Origin of the sequence: Arthrobacter oryzae, assembly GCF_037911235.1 — a bacterium.
GTDB lineage: Bacteria > Actinomycetota > Actinomycetes > Actinomycetales > Micrococcaceae > Arthrobacter > Arthrobacter oryzae_E.
On sequence record NZ_JBBLYW010000003.1, the window covers coordinates 132415 to 149523 of the forward strand.

Here is a 17109-nt window from a genome sequence, read left to right on the forward strand (position 1 = left end):
GGGGGTGCGGCCGGGCCCGCCGCCCGGCCGCACCCCTCCAGGGGCCTGCATCCGCAGCGCCCGGCTCCAACCAGTCAGCGGGAAATGACATGAATGCACCCATCCTCCAAATGCGGGGAATCACCAAGACCTTCCCCGGCGTCAAAGCCCTCCAGGACGTCACCCTTGATGTCAATCGCGGCGAAGTCCACGCCATCTGCGGTGAAAACGGCGCCGGCAAATCGACCCTGATGAAAGTGCTGTCCGGCGTGTACCCGCACAACACGTTCGACGGCGACATCCTCTTCGAGAACGAACCCTGCGACTTCTCAACCATCAGTGACAGCGAGAAGCGCGGAATCGTCATCATCCACCAGGAACTGGCCCTCAGCCCCTACCTGTCCATCGCCGAGAACATCTTCCTCGGAAACGAACTGGCCACGCGCGGCTGGGTGGACTGGCGCAAGACCAACCTGGAGGCGGCCAAGCTGCTCGCCAGGGTGGGCCTCAGCGAAAACCCGGTAACACCGATCCAGCACATCAGCGTCGGAAAACAGCAGCTGGTGGAAATCGCCAAGGCACTGTCGAAGGAAGTCAAGCTGCTCATCCTCGATGAGCCGACGGCGGCCCTTAACGATGAAGACTCCGACCACCTGCTCGACCTCATCCTGCACCTGAAAAACCAGGGCGTCACCAGCATCATCATCAGCCATAAGCTCAACGAAATCCGCAAGGTCGCCGACGCCGTGACCATCATCCGGGACGGCAAATCCATCGAGACCCTGCGGCTGAAAGAGGGCCAGATCACCCAGGAACGGATCATCCGCGGCATGGTGGGCCGGGACCTCGAAAGCCTCTACCCGGACCGCTCCCCCGTCATTGGCGAGGAGGTCCTCCGCATTGAGGACTGGTCCGTGCGGCACCCGCAGGACCACTCCCGCATGGTTGTCCGCAACGCCAGCCTGAACGTCCGGAAGGGCGAGGTGGTGGGACTTGCCGGGCTCATGGGCGCCGGACGCACAGAACTGGCCATGAGCGTGTTCGGCAGAACCTACGGCCGCGCAGTCTCGGGCAAAGTGTTCAAGTACGGCGAGGAAATAGACACCTCCACCGTCCCCAACGCCATCCGCCACGGGATTGCCTACGCCACCGAGGACCGCAAGCACTACGGCCTCAACCTGATCGAGGACATCAAGCGCAACATCTCCATGGCGGCCCTCGGCAAGCTCGCCAAACGCGGCTGGGTGGACGGCAACGAGGAAACGAAGGTGGCCAACCGCTACCGGAAGAGCATGAACATCAAAGCTCCTTCTGTCGCAGCCATCACAGGGAAGCTCTCCGGCGGCAACCAGCAGAAGGTGGTCCTGAGCAAGTGGATGTTCTCCGACCCCGATGTACTGATCCTCGACGAGCCGACCAGGGGCATCGACGTCGGCGCCAAGTTCGAGATCTATACGATCATCGCCGCGCTGGCAGCCGAGGGAAAAGCAGTGATTGTGATCTCCTCCGAACTGCCTGAGCTCCTGGGCATCTGCGACAGGATCTACACACTTTCAGCCGGGCACATCACCGGTGAACTGCCCATAGCCGAGGCATCCCAGGAAACCCTGATGCACTACATGACCCAAGAGAAGGAATAACGACCCATGTCTGCCCTACGAGAATCCCTCGGCTTCCTGGCAAGCCGCCTCCGCCAGGTCGGCATCTTCGTCGCCCTGATCCTGATCGTCATCCTGTTCCAGGTCCTGACCGACGGCATCCTCCTGCAGCCGCAGAACGTCACCAACCTGGTGGTCCAGAACAGCTACATCCTGATTCTGGCCATCGGCATGGTCATGGTGATCATCGCCGGCCACATTGACCTGTCCGTCGGTTCAATCGCCGGCTTCATCGGCGCCGTGTCCGGCGTCATGATTGTCCATTGGGGCTGGGCGTGGTGGATCGCCATCCCGGCGTGCCTCCTCGTCGGTGCCCTGGTTGGCGCCTGGCAGGGGTATTGGATCGCCTACGTCGGCATCCCGGCGTTCATCGTGACCCTCGCCGGCATGCTGATCTTCCGCGGCCTGACACTCATCACCCTCAAGAACCAGCAGATCACGCCGTTCCCCAACGAAATGCGCGCCCTCGGCGGCGGTTTCCTGCCGGACATTTCGGGCGGAACCTCCGTGCTGGAATGGCTGACGGTTATCCTCGGCGTCGGCGGAACGGCCGCGATCCTCTTCCAGGCCCTCAAGGAACGCCGTGTCCGCCGTAAGTTTGACCTCGAAAACGAACCCATGGCCTGGTTTGCCACGAAGACCGCTTTTATCGCGGTGCTGATGCTGGCCATTACTTTCCTGCTGGCGAGCTACCGGGGAACCCCGATCGTCCTGATCGTGCTTGCGGTCCTGGTGATTGTCTACTCAGCCCTCATGAACAACAGCATCTTCGGCCGGCACACCTACGCCATCGGCGGAAACCTGCACGCGGCGGAACTGTCCGGCCTCAAGACCAAGGCCGTGACGTTCCGGCTGTTCGTGAACATGGGTGTCCTCGCTGCGTTGGCCGGCCTGGTGTTCACGGCGCGCCTGAACTCGGCCCAGCCGGCCGGCGGCACCGGCTTCGAACTCGATTCCATCGCCGCTGCGTTCATCGGCGGCGCAGCGGTGCAGGGCGGCATCGGAACCGTGGCCGGGGCCATGATCGGCGGCCTCATCATGGGCGTCCTTAACAACGGCATGTCCATCCTCGGCCTCGGCACGGACTACCAGCAGCTGATCAAGGGCCTGGTGCTGCTGCTTGCCGTCGGCTTCGACATCTTCAATAAGAACCGCAGCGCCAGCGGGTCGGGTTCGGCCACCGGCAAGCGGTTCAAGTGGAAGGGGACTCCGCCGGCGGCTGCAGAGCCTGCCAAGGCCCCGGTTCAGCCGGAAACGGCGCCGGCCAGCTCCGCAAGGTAGCCGCGCGCCGTCGTCATTCCGGTACCGCCTCCGCCCCTACGCAGGGACGCTGGCGTCAGATGGTGGTGCGGTACTCTTCCGCACCACCATCTGCGGTTCCACCACAGTAGTGCCCGCCGCGGCGCCGTCCTCGAGCAGCCGCAGCATCAAGTCCACGCAACTGCGGCCAAGCTCCTCGAAGTCCTGACGGACCGTGGTGAGCGGCGGCGTGAAATAGCCGGCTTCCGGCTGGTCATCGAATCCCACCACCGAGACGTCCTGCGGCACCCGCACGCCCGCTTCGCCGAACGCCCGCAGCAGCCCCAGCGCCATCTGGTCGTTGCCCACGAAGACCGCCGTCGCGGCCCGTTCGACGGCGAGCTTCTGCCCGATGCTGTAGCCGCTGCCTGCGCTCCAGTCGCCCTCGACAAAAAGGTCATCAGCCAATCCGGCCTCCGCCAGCGCCGCCCGCCAGGCGTCGGCCCGCGCCGCGCCGTCGATCCAGTCCTGCGGACCCGAGATGTGGCCGATGCGCTGGTGGCCCTGTTCGATCAAATGCCCGACGGCGAGCCGCGCGCCCATCGTCTGGTCCACCATGGCCCCGCTGAACCGGCCTTCGCCGCTGGAACCCACCACCACTACGGGAACGTTCAGGTTCAGCTCTTCCAGGGCCTGCAGCGTTCCCGTGTGCGGGACCAGTGCCACGATCCCGTCGACGCCCTGGTCCATAAAGTGGCGCGCGGCATCGGATATCGCTTCCGCACCGACCTCGCGGATGGCCGCGATGCTCACGAAATATCCGGCATCGCGGGCGGCCTGCTCCACCCCGAGCAGCGTGTTGGCGGGCCCGTACTGGGACAGCTCGCTGGCCAGGACGCCGATGGTGTGCGAACGGCGTGTCACCAGGCTCCGTGCCGCGGTGTTCCGCCGGTAGCCGAGTTCGGCGATGGCCGCCTCGACGCGCGCCCGGGTCGACTTGCTCACGTTGGGGTGGTTGTTGATGACGCGGGACACCGTCTGGTGCGAGACGCCGGCGCGTTCCGCTACATCTTCAAGTCGCGGAAGGCGCCGCTCGCTGCTGTTGGCCATGAAGCTATTGTGCGCGAGCCTGCAGCGCATCCACGAACACGCTCGGGATGTCCTCCGGATTCCTCGCAACATAGCTCGAGCCTCCGGTGGCTTCGGAGATCGTCCGAAGGGTTTCGGCGTCTGCATCCTCCGTGATGCCGATGCTGACGATCACCACAGGTTTGGCCGGGTCGCGTTCGCGTTCGAGGGCCTCGAGCAGTTCCTCGAGGCTGAGGGAATCCGGATCCTCGTTTGCTCCGTCAGTGAACAGGATCACGCTGTTGACGGCGCGGGCATCGTAGTTCGCCTTGACGGTGCGGTACGCGGCGAGGGTCGTATCGTACAGCCCCGTGGCGCCGCCGGTGCGTTTGTCCAGCCCGGAGATATCCGCCACCAGGCGGTCCCGTTGCGTGACACCGCCTACCACCTGGTCCATCTTCCGGATGGGATCAAGCTCCACGTAGTCCTGGCTGCCGCCGCCCAGGCCAATGGAGAACGCCCACATCCCAAGGGCCGCGGTGTTGGGAAAAAGCTTGCTGCCGGCAATGGCTGCCTGCTGCGTAAGCTGCATCCGGGTCTGATCGCCCGCCTCGAAGTTCATGGAGCCGGAGACGTCCATCACCACCAGCGACCTGAAGGGTATGGCCTGGACCGACCAGCCTTTCAAGGTCCGTTGCACGGCCTCCGGTGAAGCTGGCTGGAGTGCCGCAACACTGCCCACGCCCTTCCGGTCCGGAGTGCGGCTGCCGTCCACGGGCCGAAGGCCGCCGTCCGCGAGCGCCTTTGTTCCGTCCTCGCCGGCCAGGGCAGCAGCCAGCGCCCTGGCGGCGTCAGCGGCGGCATCTCCACGCGCCCTGCCTGCGGCGGTAACCGCCATAGGGTAGTCCAGCGACACGGACCCGGTGTGCGGCATCGACGCGGCAAGTTTGGCACCGGCAGGTGTCTGCCCGAAGGACAGCCAGGCCTGCTCGGTGACGATGGCGAAGCCCCCTCCGGAGGCCACCGCCTCGAGCTGCTTGGCGTCAGTCAGCTTCTCTCCCGTGCGCAGGCTCTCACTCTGCGCCAGCTGGGCCGTCGCGGCCTGCAACGTTTTCGCTTCCCCGCGGCCGGCCTCCACTTCGGAGAGCGCGCCCAGCAGCGCCACTTCCCCGCTTCCGGTCACCAGCGGGTCACTGAACCGGACACCGGGCGTCTGGAGCGCGCTGATCCAGGTGGCAAATCCGGGAACTTCCCCCTGGCGTCCAACGATCACTCCAGGCGTCGACGCGAGGGATGGGACTGTGATCTCAGGAGCCGCGGTCCCGGACGCCGTGGCAGCCGCGACGCGCTGGACCCGGACGGCTGAGTCGGCCACCCACAGGTCAGGGGCGTCCTTGCCTGCAGTGACCATTGCGGCGAGCTCAGGCTGCGTCCGGGTTTCCACCGTGTACGTCACACAGACCTCTGCGGGCACCTTCGCGGTCACGCTTTCCAGCGCCGGGGCGATGGTCGCGTCAGCGCCGACGCGAATTTCGGCGGGGACGTCACACGGCTTCGCCAGGGGCGACCGGCTCCCCGTGATCCAGAGGACAGCGGCTGCGGCAACGCCAATGGCCACCACCACGCCAACGATCATCAGGATCCGGGGCCAGAAGAACGGTGACTTGCGGGGGAATCGGCCGTGACGCTGGGGGCTTGCTGCTCGGCGACCTGACATGGGCGCGGTACCTAACTGCTGGGGATCCTGATGGGCGGGAGGGTTTGCCGGCCACACTCCCTCGCTAGCGGGAAGCCCCATGTCTGGCTGCAAAACCGTTCCAGTATACGTAAACGAGTGTCCGGCATCACATCGCTGTGCGCGCCGGGGCGGCCCGCCGTACCTCATACGGAAAATGATGGTTGAAGTTTCAACTAAATGCTCTTAGAATAGAAGCATGACGCAGACACTCGACCGCCCGCCCGTACTCTTCCTCAGCCACGGTGCCCCTCCCTTGGCCGACGACGCCCGCTGGACCAGCGAGCTCAGCGCATGGTCGGGTTCCTTCGGCAAACCCAAGGACATCCTGATGGTGTCCGCCCACTGGGAAAACGCCCCGGTGACCCTCAGTGCCACGGTGAACAAGCCGGGGCTGGTGTACGACTTCTGGGGCTTTCCGCAGAAGTACTACGACGTCACCTACGACGCGCCCCAGGCCGGGGAATTGGCCACCGAGGTGGAGAAGCTCGTTTCCACCCACGGCCACCACGTGGAACGCGACGAGGAGCGCGGCCTGGACCACGGCGCCTACGTGCCCCTTGTGGAAATGTTCCCGGAAGCCGACATCCCGGTGCTCCAGATGTCCATGCCCACCCTGGATCCGCAGGGCCTGTTCAACCTGGGCAAGACGCTGGCGCCGCTGCGGGACCGCGGCACGCTCATCGTGGGCTCGGGCTTCACCACGCACAACCTCCGCTGGTTCAATCCGGCGGGCGGACCGGACACCACGCCGCCCTCCGTGTCGAGCGAGTTCGACCACTGGGCAGAGGAAACCATGGCAGCCGGCGACGTCGACTCCATCCTGGACTTCCTGCACAAGGCACCGGCTGCGCGTGAGGCGCATCCCCGCAGCGAGCACTGGGCGCCGCTCTACGTCGCCCTTGGTGCCGCTTACGAATCCGGCGACCTGAACGCGAAAACAGCCATCGACGGTTTCTGGTTCGGCCTGTCCAAGCGGTCGTGGACCCTCACCGGCAAGTAACTGCTTCCCGCGGCACTAGGCAGGCTGGGAACTGAGGGCGGTCAGGGCTGACAGCTTTGCTTCACCCACGGGTTCTTCGGGCAGCAGCGGAATGACGAACAACCGGTCCGTAAGGGTGTGCACCTTCGCGATCTGGTCGATCTCGTTCGCCGCCCGCGCCCGCAGGAACGGCGTCTGCGGCCGGGCTGCCGCGATCGAGTTGTTGACCACCCAGGCCCACGGGTGGATCCCGGCCCTTTCCAGGTCTTCCTGCAGCTCCCCGGCTTCCAGTACCGGTGTCGTTTCCGCCAGCGTTACGAGGACAACCTTCGTCTGGGCCGGGTCCTGAAGCCGCATGAGCGGCGTCACGAAACCCATGGTGTCGCCCACCTGGCGGGAGATCTCCCGGTGGTACGAACCGGTCGCGTCCAGGAGCAGCAGCGTGTGGCCGGTCGGCGCCGTGTCCATCACCACGAAGTTCCGGCGGGATTCCTGGACCACCCTGGAGAACTGCCGGAACACAGCCACCTCGTCGGTGCACGGGGACATGAGGTCCTCGGCCAGGGCCGCGCGTCCTTCGTCGTCCAGGCTGCGGCCCTTCGTATCCATCACATGGCTGCGATATTCCTGGATGGCTGCTTCGGGGTCGATGCGGGAGACCTTGAGTCCCGGGACGGAACCATGGAGTGTTTCGGTGAGGTGCGCCGCCGGGTCAGTGGTGGTGAGGTGGACGGCATGACCCCGCCTGGCCAGGGCAACTGCTATGGCGGCCGCCACGGTGGTCTTCCCGACGCCGCCCTTGCCCATGCACATGACGAGGCCGTGGCCGTCCAACTCCACTTCGTTCACCAGCGCGGCCAGCGGCGCGTCCACCATCTCGGGGAGCGGCGCTGCGTCTTTCGTGATATCGGCGTCGGAAGTGCCGGCGAACAGGGACTCAAGTGCCGGAATGCCCACCATGTTGCCCGGCTTGAGGTCCAGGACATCACGGGGAAGGCCGGCGACGGAGTCGGGAATTCCCGCGAGGGCCGCAGCTTCGCGGGCGCGCAGGGCGTGTGCCAGCTCCTCCCCATCTGCGGCTTCCGGCAGTACGCCGTTAATGACGACGTAGCCGCCCCCGATGCCGATCTGATTGAGTTCAAGATAAGTCCGCTCGATCTCGCCGAGTGAGGATGGCTGGGCACGGCTGACCAGGACAAGCCGTGTACGGGCCGGGTCGGTCAGCGCCTGGACTGCCTTCGCATACACCTGCTTGTGCTTCTCGAGCCCCGCCAGGGGGCCCAGGCAGGAGGGGTCCCCCTTGCCGGCCGCCAGGAAATCGGTCCACGAACCGGGCAGCTGCAGGAGGCGGATCGTGTGACCCGTCGGCGCAGTGTCGAAGACGATGTGGTCATACTCCCCGTAGGTGCTGTCACCGGCGAGCAAATTGGTGAACTCATCGAAGGAGGCAATCTCCGTGGTGCAGGAACCTGAGAGGCTCTCGGCGATGCCAGCGAGTTCCGACTCGGGAAGGAGCCCGCGGACGGGCGCCATGATCCGCTCCCGGTATGCCTCGACAGCCTGCTCGGGGTCAATTTCCAGCGCCGCGAGACCCGGCACGTCCGGGATGGGAGTGACCGTGTTCCCGATGGTCACGCCGAAAACCTGCCCCACATTGGACGCGGGATCCGTGCTGACCAGGAGGACCTTTTTGCCGGCTCGCGCAAGGGTGAGCGCTGATGCACACGCCACGGACGTCTTACCCACACCGCCCTTGCCGGTGAAGAACAGGAACCGCGGAGTGTTCTCGAGAAACTGCACCCGCCCAGCATATCGACCACGGTCGATGCCCATAAGAGCTTCCGGACAACAAAAAACCTCCGGCCTCCTGTTGCCAGGAAGCCGGAGGTTGTCCACTCTTCGCTAAAAGAGTGGGCCCTGTGGGGATCGAACCCACGACCCACGGATTAAAAGTCCGATGCTCTACCAACTGAGCTAAAGGCCCCAGCTGACGCCCGCGGCTGCGCTGCAATCGAACGCAATCGGACCATCAGCCCAGTCCATTTCTGGACGTTAAATACTGTACCCCACGCCAGGGGCAGCTTTGGCACAACGACGCGGGGCGCCGTCGTGCTTTGAGCACGCCGGCCAACTGTAACGCTGGCACCCGGGGCATGCTCATTACTCCTAAAGCCGTCCGACGGCAAGCTCGATAACAGAACAGCACAGGAGTAGCGTGGGGGCATGAGCGAGCAAGCAGGATCCAAGGCCTACGGCGGCGCAAACCGGCATCACAAGCCCAAGCCTTTTGCGCCCATCGACTTTGAGCCGTTCGCCGGCGGGGCAGACCCTGCCCGGGTATCCGAGGCAGCGCACCTGGCGGCCCAGGCGCTGGTGCGCCACGGCCGTGACAGCGACGATCCCAAGGTGACCAAGCGACTCGTCAAGCTTGCGGATGAGCAAGGCCTGGAAGCCATCGCGGAAATGTGGGCCGAAAGCCCGGCGCGGTCCCTGCCCGGCGCTCTCTGGCGGCTGTACGCCCTGCGTGCCGCAACCATCCAGGACCCCGAACGCATCTCCGTGTACTTCAAGGCCGGCAAGGACACGGCGCAGGTTTCCAACGTGGTGGCCGGCGCTGCCGAGCCGCCGGGAGCGGATGAAATGAAGTCGATGGCGGATGCCATCCTCTCCGGAGCGTTCGACGGCGAGTTCGACGTTGCGCTGGAACGTTCCGCCGCGTTCTGCCGGGTGGTGGCCCTGGGCCAGGCCACCCTGGCCGACGGCGCCGAACATAGCAACGAAAGCCACGCCAGCAAGCTGACGCGCAATTCCCACCTTCTGGTTAAAACCGCAGAGGACCTCGAGCACGCGGCAAACGCCTGGCGGCTCGGCGAGCTGGACTGACGCGCTGCGCAAGTCTTCCACTGTTACGCACGGAGGGGCCCGGCTGTCAATGTTGACTTGGTTCAGCCAAAGTAGAAAACTGAAACCGGTGCCGAACCGCGAAACCCCCGGGCTTCAACATTTAGCCGCCTAGAGCGGCCTACCGCCGAGAGGCGTATCCGGTTCGGCACCACTTTTATGCCCGCGTGCATCTGCCGGTAAAGTAATCCCCATGTGCGGGTCAACGTCAAGTCACATGGCCCTGCGGCCACATTCCCTGCCGGCCCCTACCCTTCCCGGAATCAGAAGGTGAAGCTCCGCCTCTTCCCCCAGGAGCCCGCGGGACTGCACCTGCTCTCGCAGATGGCCCGCCAGATCGTCCTAGCCACCGCTACCCTCGCCGAAATCCTCGGCGTACCGGCTGCGGAACACAACCGCCTGGTTGAAGACATGCACGACCATGAGGCCAAATCTGCCGAGCTGCAGTTCGCGCTGCTGACCCACATGCGCACCAGCTTTGTGAATCCCCTGCCGCGAGAGGACATGTACGCACTCTCCCGGTACCTCAACGAGGCCATGGAGAAGCTGGACGCCGCCGCCGAGCTCGTGGCCCTCTACAAGCTCGAACGCCTCCCCAAGCGCGCCGCGGACCAGCTGGAGATCATCAGCCGGCAGGCCGAGCTGACTGTGGAGGCCATGCGGCAGCTGAACAACCTGGACGACCTGGAGGACTACTGGATCGAGATCCTCCGCCTGGCCAAGCGCGCGGAACGGACCCACCGGGTCTGGGTTGCGGACATGATCAAAGACATGAAATGGGCCCAGTACGCCCGGAACCGGGACATCGCCAACCAGTTGGTGGAAGTCACCAAGGACATGCGGCGCATCGCCACCCAGGTAGGCAGCATCATCGTCAAGGAATCCTGACGTGACCGTGTTCTTCTTCGCCGTGGTGGTGCTGTTCGCCGCCGCGTTTGCCTTCCTGAACGGCTTCAGGGATGCCTCCACGTCCGTGGCCCTGGCCGTGCGGACCCGGGCGCTTACGCCCACGGTGGCTGTCCTGCTGGCCGCCCTCTTCAACTTCGTCGGGGCCGGACTGAGCGGGCTCCTGGCGCTCGAGGTGAGCAGGACCTGGATCTCGCTTCCCCGGGGTGAAAACGGCCTGACCATCCTGGCGGCCGGGCTGCTCAGCGCCGTTGTCTGGGGCATCTACACCTGGTGGCGCGGCATTCCGTCGTCGTCCACCCACGCCCTGGTGGGCGGGCTGGCCGGCGCGGGCCTGGCCAGCGTGCTGGTGGGCGGCAACGCCGTTGGCGGCGTGAACAACTCCCTCTTGTTCCAAGTAGTGCTGCCCCTGCTGGTGTCCCCCGTCATCGCGTTCGCGGGCGCGTACCTGCTGGTGTGGCCGGCAACCTGGGCGGCACGCTATACGCCGCCCAGCGTGGTGAACAGCCGCTCGCGCCGGACGCAGTCCATCGCCGCCGGGGCGGTGGCCTTCGGCCACGGCCTGCAGGACGGACAGCGGACCGGCGCGGTGCTGCTGTTGGCGCTCCTCGCCTCGGGGCTGTCCGACGGCGGTGCCATGCCCGGATGGGTGCCGCTGCTCACCGCGACGATGCTGACCGCCGGAACGCTGGCCGGCGGCTGGCGCATTTCGTACACCATCGGCTACAAGCTCACCCGCATCGATCCGTTGCGGGGCTTCGTGGCCCAGCTGTACAGCTCTGTCATCCTGCTGCTCGGCGCGATCGGGCTGCATTGGCCGGTTTCCACCACGCACACGGTGACGGCGGCCGTGTTGGGTGCCGGCAGCAACCAGGGCTTCCCGGTCACCAACCGGAGGCTTGTGCTCAGGATCCTGGCGTTCTGGGTCCTGACCCCCGTGGTGACGGCGGCGGCGGCCTTCGTGCTGGAGCTCTCACTCTCGCCCCTCGCGGACCTTTAAAGCACCATCGGTTGCTCCGCAGGTGCCGTTTCGAGCTGCCAAAACGGTGGTTACGGAGCAACCGATGAAGGAAAGCAGCGCTTATCCGAAGCGGCCGGAGACGTAGTCTTCCGTGGCCTTCTGGGTGGGGTTGCTGAAGATGGTGTGGGTGTCGCCCACCTCGATCAGCTTGCCCGGTTTGCCTGTACCGGCGATGTTGAAGAACGCGGTGCGGTCCGAGACGCGTGCCGCCTGCTGCATGTTGTGCGTGACGATGACCACCGTGTACTGGTCCTTGAGCTCGTTGATGAGGTCCTCAATGGCCAGCGTGGAGATGGGGTCCAGCGCCGAGCAGGGCTCGTCCATCAGGATCACCTGCGGTTCCACGGCGATTGCACGGGCAATGCACAGGCGCTGCTGCTGTCCGCCGGAAAGTCCGGATCCCGGCTTGGCCAGGCGGTCCTTTACTTCGTTCCACAGGTTGGCGCCCTGCAGGGAACGCTCCACGAGGGCATCGGCCTCACCCTTGGACATCTTCTGGTTGTTCAGCTTCACGCCGGCCAGCACATTGTCCCGGATGGACATGGTGGGGAACGGGTTGGGCCGCTGGAACACCATGCCGATCTGCGAACGCACGGTCACGGGGTCCACTCCGGGGCCGTAGAGGTTATCCCCGTCCAGCAGCACTTCGCCTTCAACCCGGGCGCCCGGAATCACTTCGTGCATGCGGTTCAGCGTCCGCAGGAACGTGGACTTGCCACAGCCGGACGGGCCGATGAATGCCGTGACGGACTTGGCCTCGATGTTGATGTTGACGTCTTCAACGGCCAGGAACTTGCCGTAGTAGACGTTCAAATCCTTGACGTCGATGCGCTTAGACATGGTATTCCTTCACTTGCTGGATACGAATTGAATATTACCGGCGACCTAGCGGCCGGTCTTGGGTGCGAAGGTCCTGGCGATCAGGCGTGCGCCGAGATTCAGCAGCATGACCAGGATGATGAGCACCAGCGCGGCACCCCAGGCCCGCTGCGAGGAGGGGTCCGGGTTTGACGGCGAGGTGGGGTTCAGGATCTGGGTGTAGATGAACGTGGGCAGCGAGGCCATCCAGCCGCTGAAGACGTTGTTGTTGATGCTCGTGGCGAAGCCCGCGGTGACCAGGATCGGAGCGGTTTCGCCGATCACGCGTGCGATCGCCAGGGTGACGCCGGAGGCGATGCCGGAGATCGCCGTCGGGATAACCACCTTGAGGATGGTCCGCCATTTGCGGACGCCCAGGGCGTACGCTGCCTCGCGGAGCTCGTTGGGCACGATCTTGAGCATTTCCTCACTGGAGCGCACCACCACCGGGATCATCAGGACGGAAAGCGCGACGGCGGCCACGGCCCCCGTTTTGGTGCCGGGGCCCACCACGGCGAAGAAGAACGCGGCGGCGAAGAGGCCGGCGACGATCGAGGGGATGCCTGTCATGACGTCCACGAAGAACGTAATGGCCCGGGCCAGCGGGCGGTCCTCGCCGTATTCCACCAGGTATACCGCAGTCAGCAGGCCCACCGGAACGGAGATGACGGTGGCCAGCAGGGTGATCTGGATGGTGCCGAGAAGGGCGTGGTAGATGCCGCCCAGGACAGGCGCGCCCTCCTCAGCGCTCTTGTTGTCGAAGGCGCCGGTGACACCGTTCATGGAGGTGCTGAGGAAGCCGGGGTCCAGGAGGCCGGGCAGCCCGTTTACCAGCACGGTCCAGATCACCGAGATCAGCGGCAGCAAGGCAATCAGGAACGAGCCCATCACCAGGCACGTCGCGAGTTTGTCCTTGGCCTTGCGCCCGCCTTCGACGGCGGCGCTCCAGCCCACAAGGCCGGCCGTGAACAGAATGGCCGAGACGATGCCCCAACCGAACGCATTGAAGCCGATTACGGCCATGATGGCGGCGCCGACCACCAGCGCCAGGGCAAGGACCACGTACGGCGCGAACTTGGGCAACTGCCCCTTGGTGAGGGCGGAACGCTTGCGGACCGGGGTGAGGGTGGAGGTCATTTAGTTGGCTCCCGAGAATTCTTTGTGCCGGCTGATGATCCAGCGGGCAATCATGTTGACGCCCAGCGTGATGACGAACAGGACCAGGCCCGCCGCGATCAGCGTGTTCACCTTCAGGCCGCCGGCCTCAGGGAAGTTCAGGGCGATTTCCGCGGCGATGGTCTGGTTGCCGGACTGGATCAGGCTGGCGGTGAGGGCGCCGGAGGACAGCACCAGGGCCACGGCCATGGTCTCGCCGAGGGCGCGGCCCAGGCCCAGCATGACGGCGCTGACGATGCCCGGACGGCCGAACGGAAGGACAGCCATCTTGATCATTTCCCAGCGGGTGGCACCGAGCGCCAGCGCGGCTTCCTCATGCAGCTTGGGGGTCTGCAGGAAGATTTCGCGGCTCAGGGACGTGATGATGGGAAGGACCATCACGGCCAGCACGATGCCGGCGGTGAGGATGGTTTTGCCGGTGGCCGACGCGGGGCCCTGGAAGATCGGCAGCCAGCCCATGTTCTTGGCCAGCCAGTCGTAGGCCGGTGAGATTTCCTTGGCCAGGAAGGCAGCACCCCAGGCGCCGTAGACCACAGACGGAATGGCGGCCAGCAGGTCAATCACGTAGCCCAGGCCGGAGGCGAGGCCGCGCGGTGCGAAGTGCGAGATGAAGAGCGCAACACCGATGGATATGGGGGTGGCGATGACGAGGGCGATGAGGGCTGCGATCAAGGTGCCGATGACGATCGGCCAGATGTAGGCGAAGAAGCCTTCGCCGCCCTGGATCTTGTCCGGCGAAGCCACCAGGGCAGGGATGGCCTGGACTACCAGGAACAGGGCAACGCCGAAGAGCACGGCAAGGATCAGGCATCCTGCGGCCAGGGCGGCTCCGGAAAAGACCTTGTCTCCGGCGCGCCCTGCGCCCCGGGACTGTGTCAGGGAGGTGGTGGTCACAAACGATCCTCTGGGTTCGGATAGAACCGACTGCCTCGACCGGATCTTTTCCGGCAAGCAGCGGTGAAACTGGCTTTACTTCGGACAAACACCTAGGTTCCCTGCCCCGGACGCGACGGTCTGTGACCGCCCTGCCCGGGACAGGGAACCTGGTTCAGGCTCGTGTTTCCACTATGCCTTGCTGTGCAGCGAATTCCCTAGGACTTGACCTTGATGGCCTCGATGGCCTTGGCGGCCTTCTCCTGGAGTTCCTTGGAGAGGGGAGCCGACTTGGCAGCGTCTGCTGCGGCCTGCTGGCCGGCGTCGGACACTACGTAGGTCTCGAAGGCCTTCACCAGGTCAACGGTTTCCTGGGTGGCGTAGGTGGAGCAGACAACGTGGAAGGACACCAGGACAACCGGGTAGGCACCTTCGATGGCAGTCTTGCGGTCCAGCTTGATGGAGAGGTCGCTGGCGCCGCGGCCTTCAACGGGCTTGCCGGCATCCACTGCCTTGGCGGCAGCTTCGGCGGAGATCTTGGTGAAGGTCTCGCCGACCTTGATCTGGGCGATGCCCAGCTTGCCGCTGACAGCCGAGTCATCGGCGTATGTGACGGCGCCCGGGGTGTCGGTGACAGTCTTGACCACGCCGGAGGTGCCCTTGGCGTTCTCGCCCTTCAGCGATGCAGGCCAGACGCCTGAGGACTTGTCGGTCCAGACCTCGGGAGCGGCGGCGGCCAGGTAATCCGTGAAGTTGGTGGTGGTGCCGGAGTCATCGGAGCGGTTCACCGGGGTGACCTTGAGGTCCGGCAGCGTCACATCGGGGTTCATGGCCGCGATGGCGGGATCGTTCCAGTTGGCGACTTCGCCACGGAAGATCTTGGCCACGGTGGCGGCGTCCAGCTTCAGTTCCTTGACGTCCGGAATGTTGAAGGCAATGGCGATCGGGGAGATGTAGACCGGGATGTTGAGGGCACCTTCGGGGCCACAGACTTCCTTGGACGATGCGTACTCTTCGTCTTTCAGGAAAGCATCGGAGCCGCCGAACTGGGCGGAGCCGTCCAGCAGGGCCTTGCGGCCTGCGCCGGAACCGTCGGGCGAGTACTGGACGTTGGCGCCCTGGTTCGCGGAGGCGAAGTTGGTCTTCCAGACGTCCATGGCTGCGCCCTGCGCGGAGGAACCAATGCCGGTCAGCGTGCCGGTGACGTTGGCTCCCGTGGCGGACGGGGCACCGGACTGGGCCGTGTTGGTGGCGTTGTCGGAACCACAGGCGGTGAGCGCGAGTGCGCCGGCTGCGATGACAGCGATAGCCGCGTGGCGGCCGAAGCGGAGTGCCTTCACTAGATGTACCCCTTCCAGGGATTTTCTGATGCGTTCCGGACCGGAGACGTCCGAACAAAAGAAGTTAGGTACTTTTTGTACCTTCATCGAAGTTAGGGGCCTTAGGTAACGGGATATGTGGACCAAAGTGAACGGAAGGTTAACGACGGCGGGACATCGGCTTACATGTGCGGCGTCAGCATTGCGCACATCACATCTTCGGTCGTAGTGCAACGTCCGGTGAATAGACTGGATCGCATGGCCCCAGCTACTGGAATTTCCGCAAGCAGAAGATTCCTGCGAGCCAGGATCCGCACCGGGCTGGTCCGGAGCCGGAATTCCCTGGTGCCGGCCATCCAAATGACAGTCTGCGCCGTGAGTGCGTACGCGTTCGCCGAATACGTCCTGGGGCATTCCGGACCGCTGTTCGCCGCGACGTCGTCGCTGATTGCGCTGGGCTTCTCCAGGGAGCCCCGTCTGCGGCGGGTGGTTGAGGTGGGCCTGGGCTGCACCATTGGCATCGCCGTGGGCGACCTCCTGCGTCACTGGCTGGGCGGCGACATCTGGGTCGCCGCCGTCGTACTCCTGATCTCCATCCTGCTGGCGCGCTTCCTGGACAGTGGCAACATCTTCACCACCCAGCTGGGCCTGCAGTCCCTGCTGGTGGTGCTGTTGGATGCCCCGGCCGGGGGTCCGTTCACCCGGAGTATCGACGCAATAGTGGGCGGCATGTTCGCGCTGCTGGTCACGGTCCTCGTGCCCAAGGATCCCCGGCGGGAGCCGCGGAAGGATGTGCAGAAGCTGCTGCACGAACTCGCAGAAGTGCTGCGTGACTGTGCGTCGGCACTAACGAACAGCGATTCCACTGAGGCCTGGCACGCCCTGGTGCGCGGCCGCAACTGTCAGCCCCTGGTGGACGCGATGCGCCAGTCGCTGCGTGCCTCCGGCGAGGTGGCCACCCTGGCCCCGGCGTACCGGCGCCACCGCGACGAAATCGACAGGCTGGAGCAGTCGCTCGATTACATCGACCTGGCGCTCCGCAACAGCCGGGTATTCGCCCGCCGCCTGACCAGCGCCATCAACCACGCCGCCCTCTCGGACGAGGCCACGGAAAACATCGCGGAGGTGCTGCAGGAAACCGCGGCGGCCATTGAGGAACTCTCGCTGGGACTCGCCGAAATGCACGAAGGCGCCCGGCATGCGCACCTCCGAACGTCCCGGCTGGAGCTGACCGAAATCGCCGGACGGCTGCACCCGAGGCTGCTGGACGTGCAGCGGCTGGAGGGCGAAACCGTAGTCATGCTGTTCCGCCCGCTGATGGTGGACCTGCTCGAAGCCACCGGCATGGATTCGAAGGAGGCCCGGGACATCCTCCCGCCGCTGTAGCCGGTGGT

14 protein-coding genes and 1 tRNA gene are annotated in these 17109 nt (G+C 65.2%); 7 read left to right on the plus strand and 8 right to left on the minus strand.

The features are described 5' to 3' along the window. Positions 1–89 precede the first annotated feature (89 nt). Positions 90–1619, plus strand: a complete 1530-nt coding sequence (gene mmsA / locus WMN78_RS01020; protein WP_340531513.1) for a multiple monosaccharide ABC transporter ATP-binding protein — start codon at positions 90–92, stop codon at positions 1617–1619. Between the two features lie 6 nt (positions 1620–1625). Continuing rightward, positions 1626–2918 (plus strand): multiple monosaccharide ABC transporter permease, encoded by a 1293-nt coding sequence (gene mmsB / locus WMN78_RS01025; RefSeq protein ID WP_340531514.1) that lies wholly within the window; start codon positions 1626–1628, stop codon positions 2916–2918. A 36-nt stretch (positions 2919–2954) separates the two neighbouring features. Here mmsB and WMN78_RS01030 read toward each other — a convergent pair whose 3' ends face one another. Together WMN78_RS01030 and WMN78_RS01035 are read right to left on the minus strand one after the other, a co-directional pair. Then, positions 2955–3986 (minus strand): LacI family DNA-binding transcriptional regulator, encoded by a 1032-nt coding sequence (locus WMN78_RS01030; RefSeq protein WP_340531515.1) that lies wholly within the window; start codon positions 3984–3986, stop codon positions 2955–2957. A 4-nt stretch (positions 3987–3990) separates the two neighbouring features. Then, positions 3991–5661 (minus strand): substrate-binding domain-containing protein, encoded by a 1671-nt coding sequence (locus WMN78_RS01035; RefSeq protein ID WP_340531516.1) that lies wholly within the window; start codon positions 5659–5661, stop codon positions 3991–3993. Between the two features lie 217 nt (positions 5662–5878). On the opposite strand from WMN78_RS01035, the gene WMN78_RS01040 reads away from it, so the two are divergent. Further along, on the plus strand, positions 5879–6682 hold the full coding sequence (locus WMN78_RS01040; RefSeq protein WP_340531517.1) for a class III extradiol ring-cleavage dioxygenase: 804 nt from the start codon (positions 5879–5881) through the stop codon (positions 6680–6682). A gap of 15 nt (positions 6683–6697) precedes the next feature. Here the strand turns inward: WMN78_RS01040 and arsA are convergent, their stop codons facing one another. Then, positions 6698–8461 (minus strand): arsenical pump-driving ATPase, encoded by a 1764-nt coding sequence (gene arsA / locus WMN78_RS01045; protein WP_340531518.1) that lies wholly within the window; start codon positions 8459–8461, stop codon positions 6698–6700. Positions 8462–8572: 111 nt separating this feature from the next. Continuing rightward, positions 8573–8645: transfer RNA gene (locus tag WMN78_RS01050), tRNA-Lys, on the minus strand. A 239-nt stretch (positions 8646–8884) separates the two neighbouring features. Here WMN78_RS01050 and WMN78_RS01055 point away from each other — a divergent pair. The 3 genes from WMN78_RS01055 to WMN78_RS01065 all read left to right on the plus strand — a co-directional run bounded on the left by WMN78_RS01055 (position 8885) and on the right by WMN78_RS01065 (position 11468). After that, a complete protein-coding gene (locus tag WMN78_RS01055) occupies positions 8885–9544 on the plus strand; it encodes a hypothetical protein (RefSeq protein WP_340531519.1) in 660 nt (219 codons plus the stop codon). Positions 9545–9832: 288 nt separating this feature from the next. Continuing rightward, positions 9833–10450, plus strand: a complete 618-nt coding sequence (locus WMN78_RS01060) for a nuclease PIN (RefSeq protein ID WP_340531520.1) — start codon at positions 9833–9835, stop codon at positions 10448–10450. Between the two features lies 1 nt (position 10451). Continuing rightward, complete coding sequence (locus tag WMN78_RS01065) at positions 10452–11468, plus strand: inorganic phosphate transporter (RefSeq protein WP_340531521.1); 1017 nt, start codon at positions 10452–10454, stop codon at positions 11466–11468. 81 nt (positions 11469–11549) lie between these two features. Here WMN78_RS01065 and pstB read toward each other — a convergent pair whose 3' ends face one another. The 4 genes from pstB to pstS all read right to left on the minus strand — a co-directional run bounded on the left by pstB (position 11550) and on the right by pstS (position 15736). Beyond that, positions 11550–12329, minus strand: coding sequence for a phosphate ABC transporter ATP-binding protein PstB (gene pstB, locus WMN78_RS01070; RefSeq protein ID WP_340531522.1), 780 nt, complete (start codon positions 12327–12329; stop codon positions 11550–11552). Between the two features lie 45 nt (positions 12330–12374). Then, positions 12375–13484, minus strand: coding sequence for a phosphate ABC transporter permease PstA (pstA, locus tag WMN78_RS01075; RefSeq protein ID WP_340531523.1), 1110 nt, complete (start codon positions 13482–13484; stop codon positions 12375–12377). Continuing rightward, positions 13485–14417, minus strand: a complete 933-nt coding sequence (gene pstC / locus WMN78_RS01080) for a phosphate ABC transporter permease subunit PstC (protein ID WP_340531524.1) — start codon at positions 14415–14417, stop codon at positions 13485–13487. Positions 14418–14614: 197 nt separating this feature from the next. Continuing rightward, complete coding sequence (gene pstS, locus WMN78_RS01085) at positions 14615–15736, minus strand: phosphate ABC transporter substrate-binding protein PstS (RefSeq protein WP_340531525.1); 1122 nt, start codon at positions 15734–15736, stop codon at positions 14615–14617. Between the two features lie 237 nt (positions 15737–15973). Between pstS and WMN78_RS01090 the strand changes: the two genes are divergently transcribed. Then, the gene (locus WMN78_RS01090; RefSeq protein ID WP_340531526.1) at positions 15974–17101 is read left to right on the plus strand and encodes an FUSC family protein; all 1128 of its coding nucleotides are present in this window, start codon (positions 15974–15976) and stop codon (positions 17099–17101) included. Positions 17102–17109 lie beyond the last annotated feature (8 nt).

Excerpts from the sequence above, each read along its gene's own strand:
- WMN78_RS01030 (WP_340531515.1), bottom strand. The coding sequence starts at position 3,986 with ATGGCCAACAGCAGCGAGCGGCGCCTTCCGCGACTTGAAGATGTAGCG.
- mmsA (WP_340531513.1), top strand. The coding sequence starts at position 90 with ATGAATGCACCCATCCTCCAAATGCGGGGAATCACCAAGACCTTCCCC.
- WMN78_RS01040 (WP_340531517.1), top strand. The coding sequence starts at position 5,879 with ATGACGCAGACACTCGACCGCCCGCCCGTACTCTTCCTCAGCCACGGT.
- WMN78_RS01035 (WP_340531516.1), bottom strand. The coding sequence starts at position 5,661 with ATGTCAGGTCGCCGAGCAGCAAGCCCCCAGCGTCACGGCCGATTCCCC.
- pstA (WP_340531523.1), bottom strand. The coding sequence starts at position 13,484 with ATGACCTCCACCCTCACCCCGGTCCGCAAGCGTTCCGCCCTCACCAAG.
- mmsB (WP_340531514.1), top strand. The coding sequence starts at position 1,626 with ATGTCTGCCCTACGAGAATCCCTCGGCTTCCTGGCAAGCCGCCTCCGC.
- WMN78_RS01090 (WP_340531526.1), top strand. The coding sequence starts at position 15,974 with ATGGCCCCAGCTACTGGAATTTCCGCAAGCAGAAGATTCCTGCGAGCC.
- pstB (WP_340531522.1), bottom strand. The coding sequence starts at position 12,329 with ATGTCTAAGCGCATCGACGTCAAGGATTTGAACGTCTACTACGGCAAG.
- WMN78_RS01055 (WP_340531519.1), top strand. The coding sequence starts at position 8,885 with ATGAGCGAGCAAGCAGGATCCAAGGCCTACGGCGGCGCAAACCGGCAT.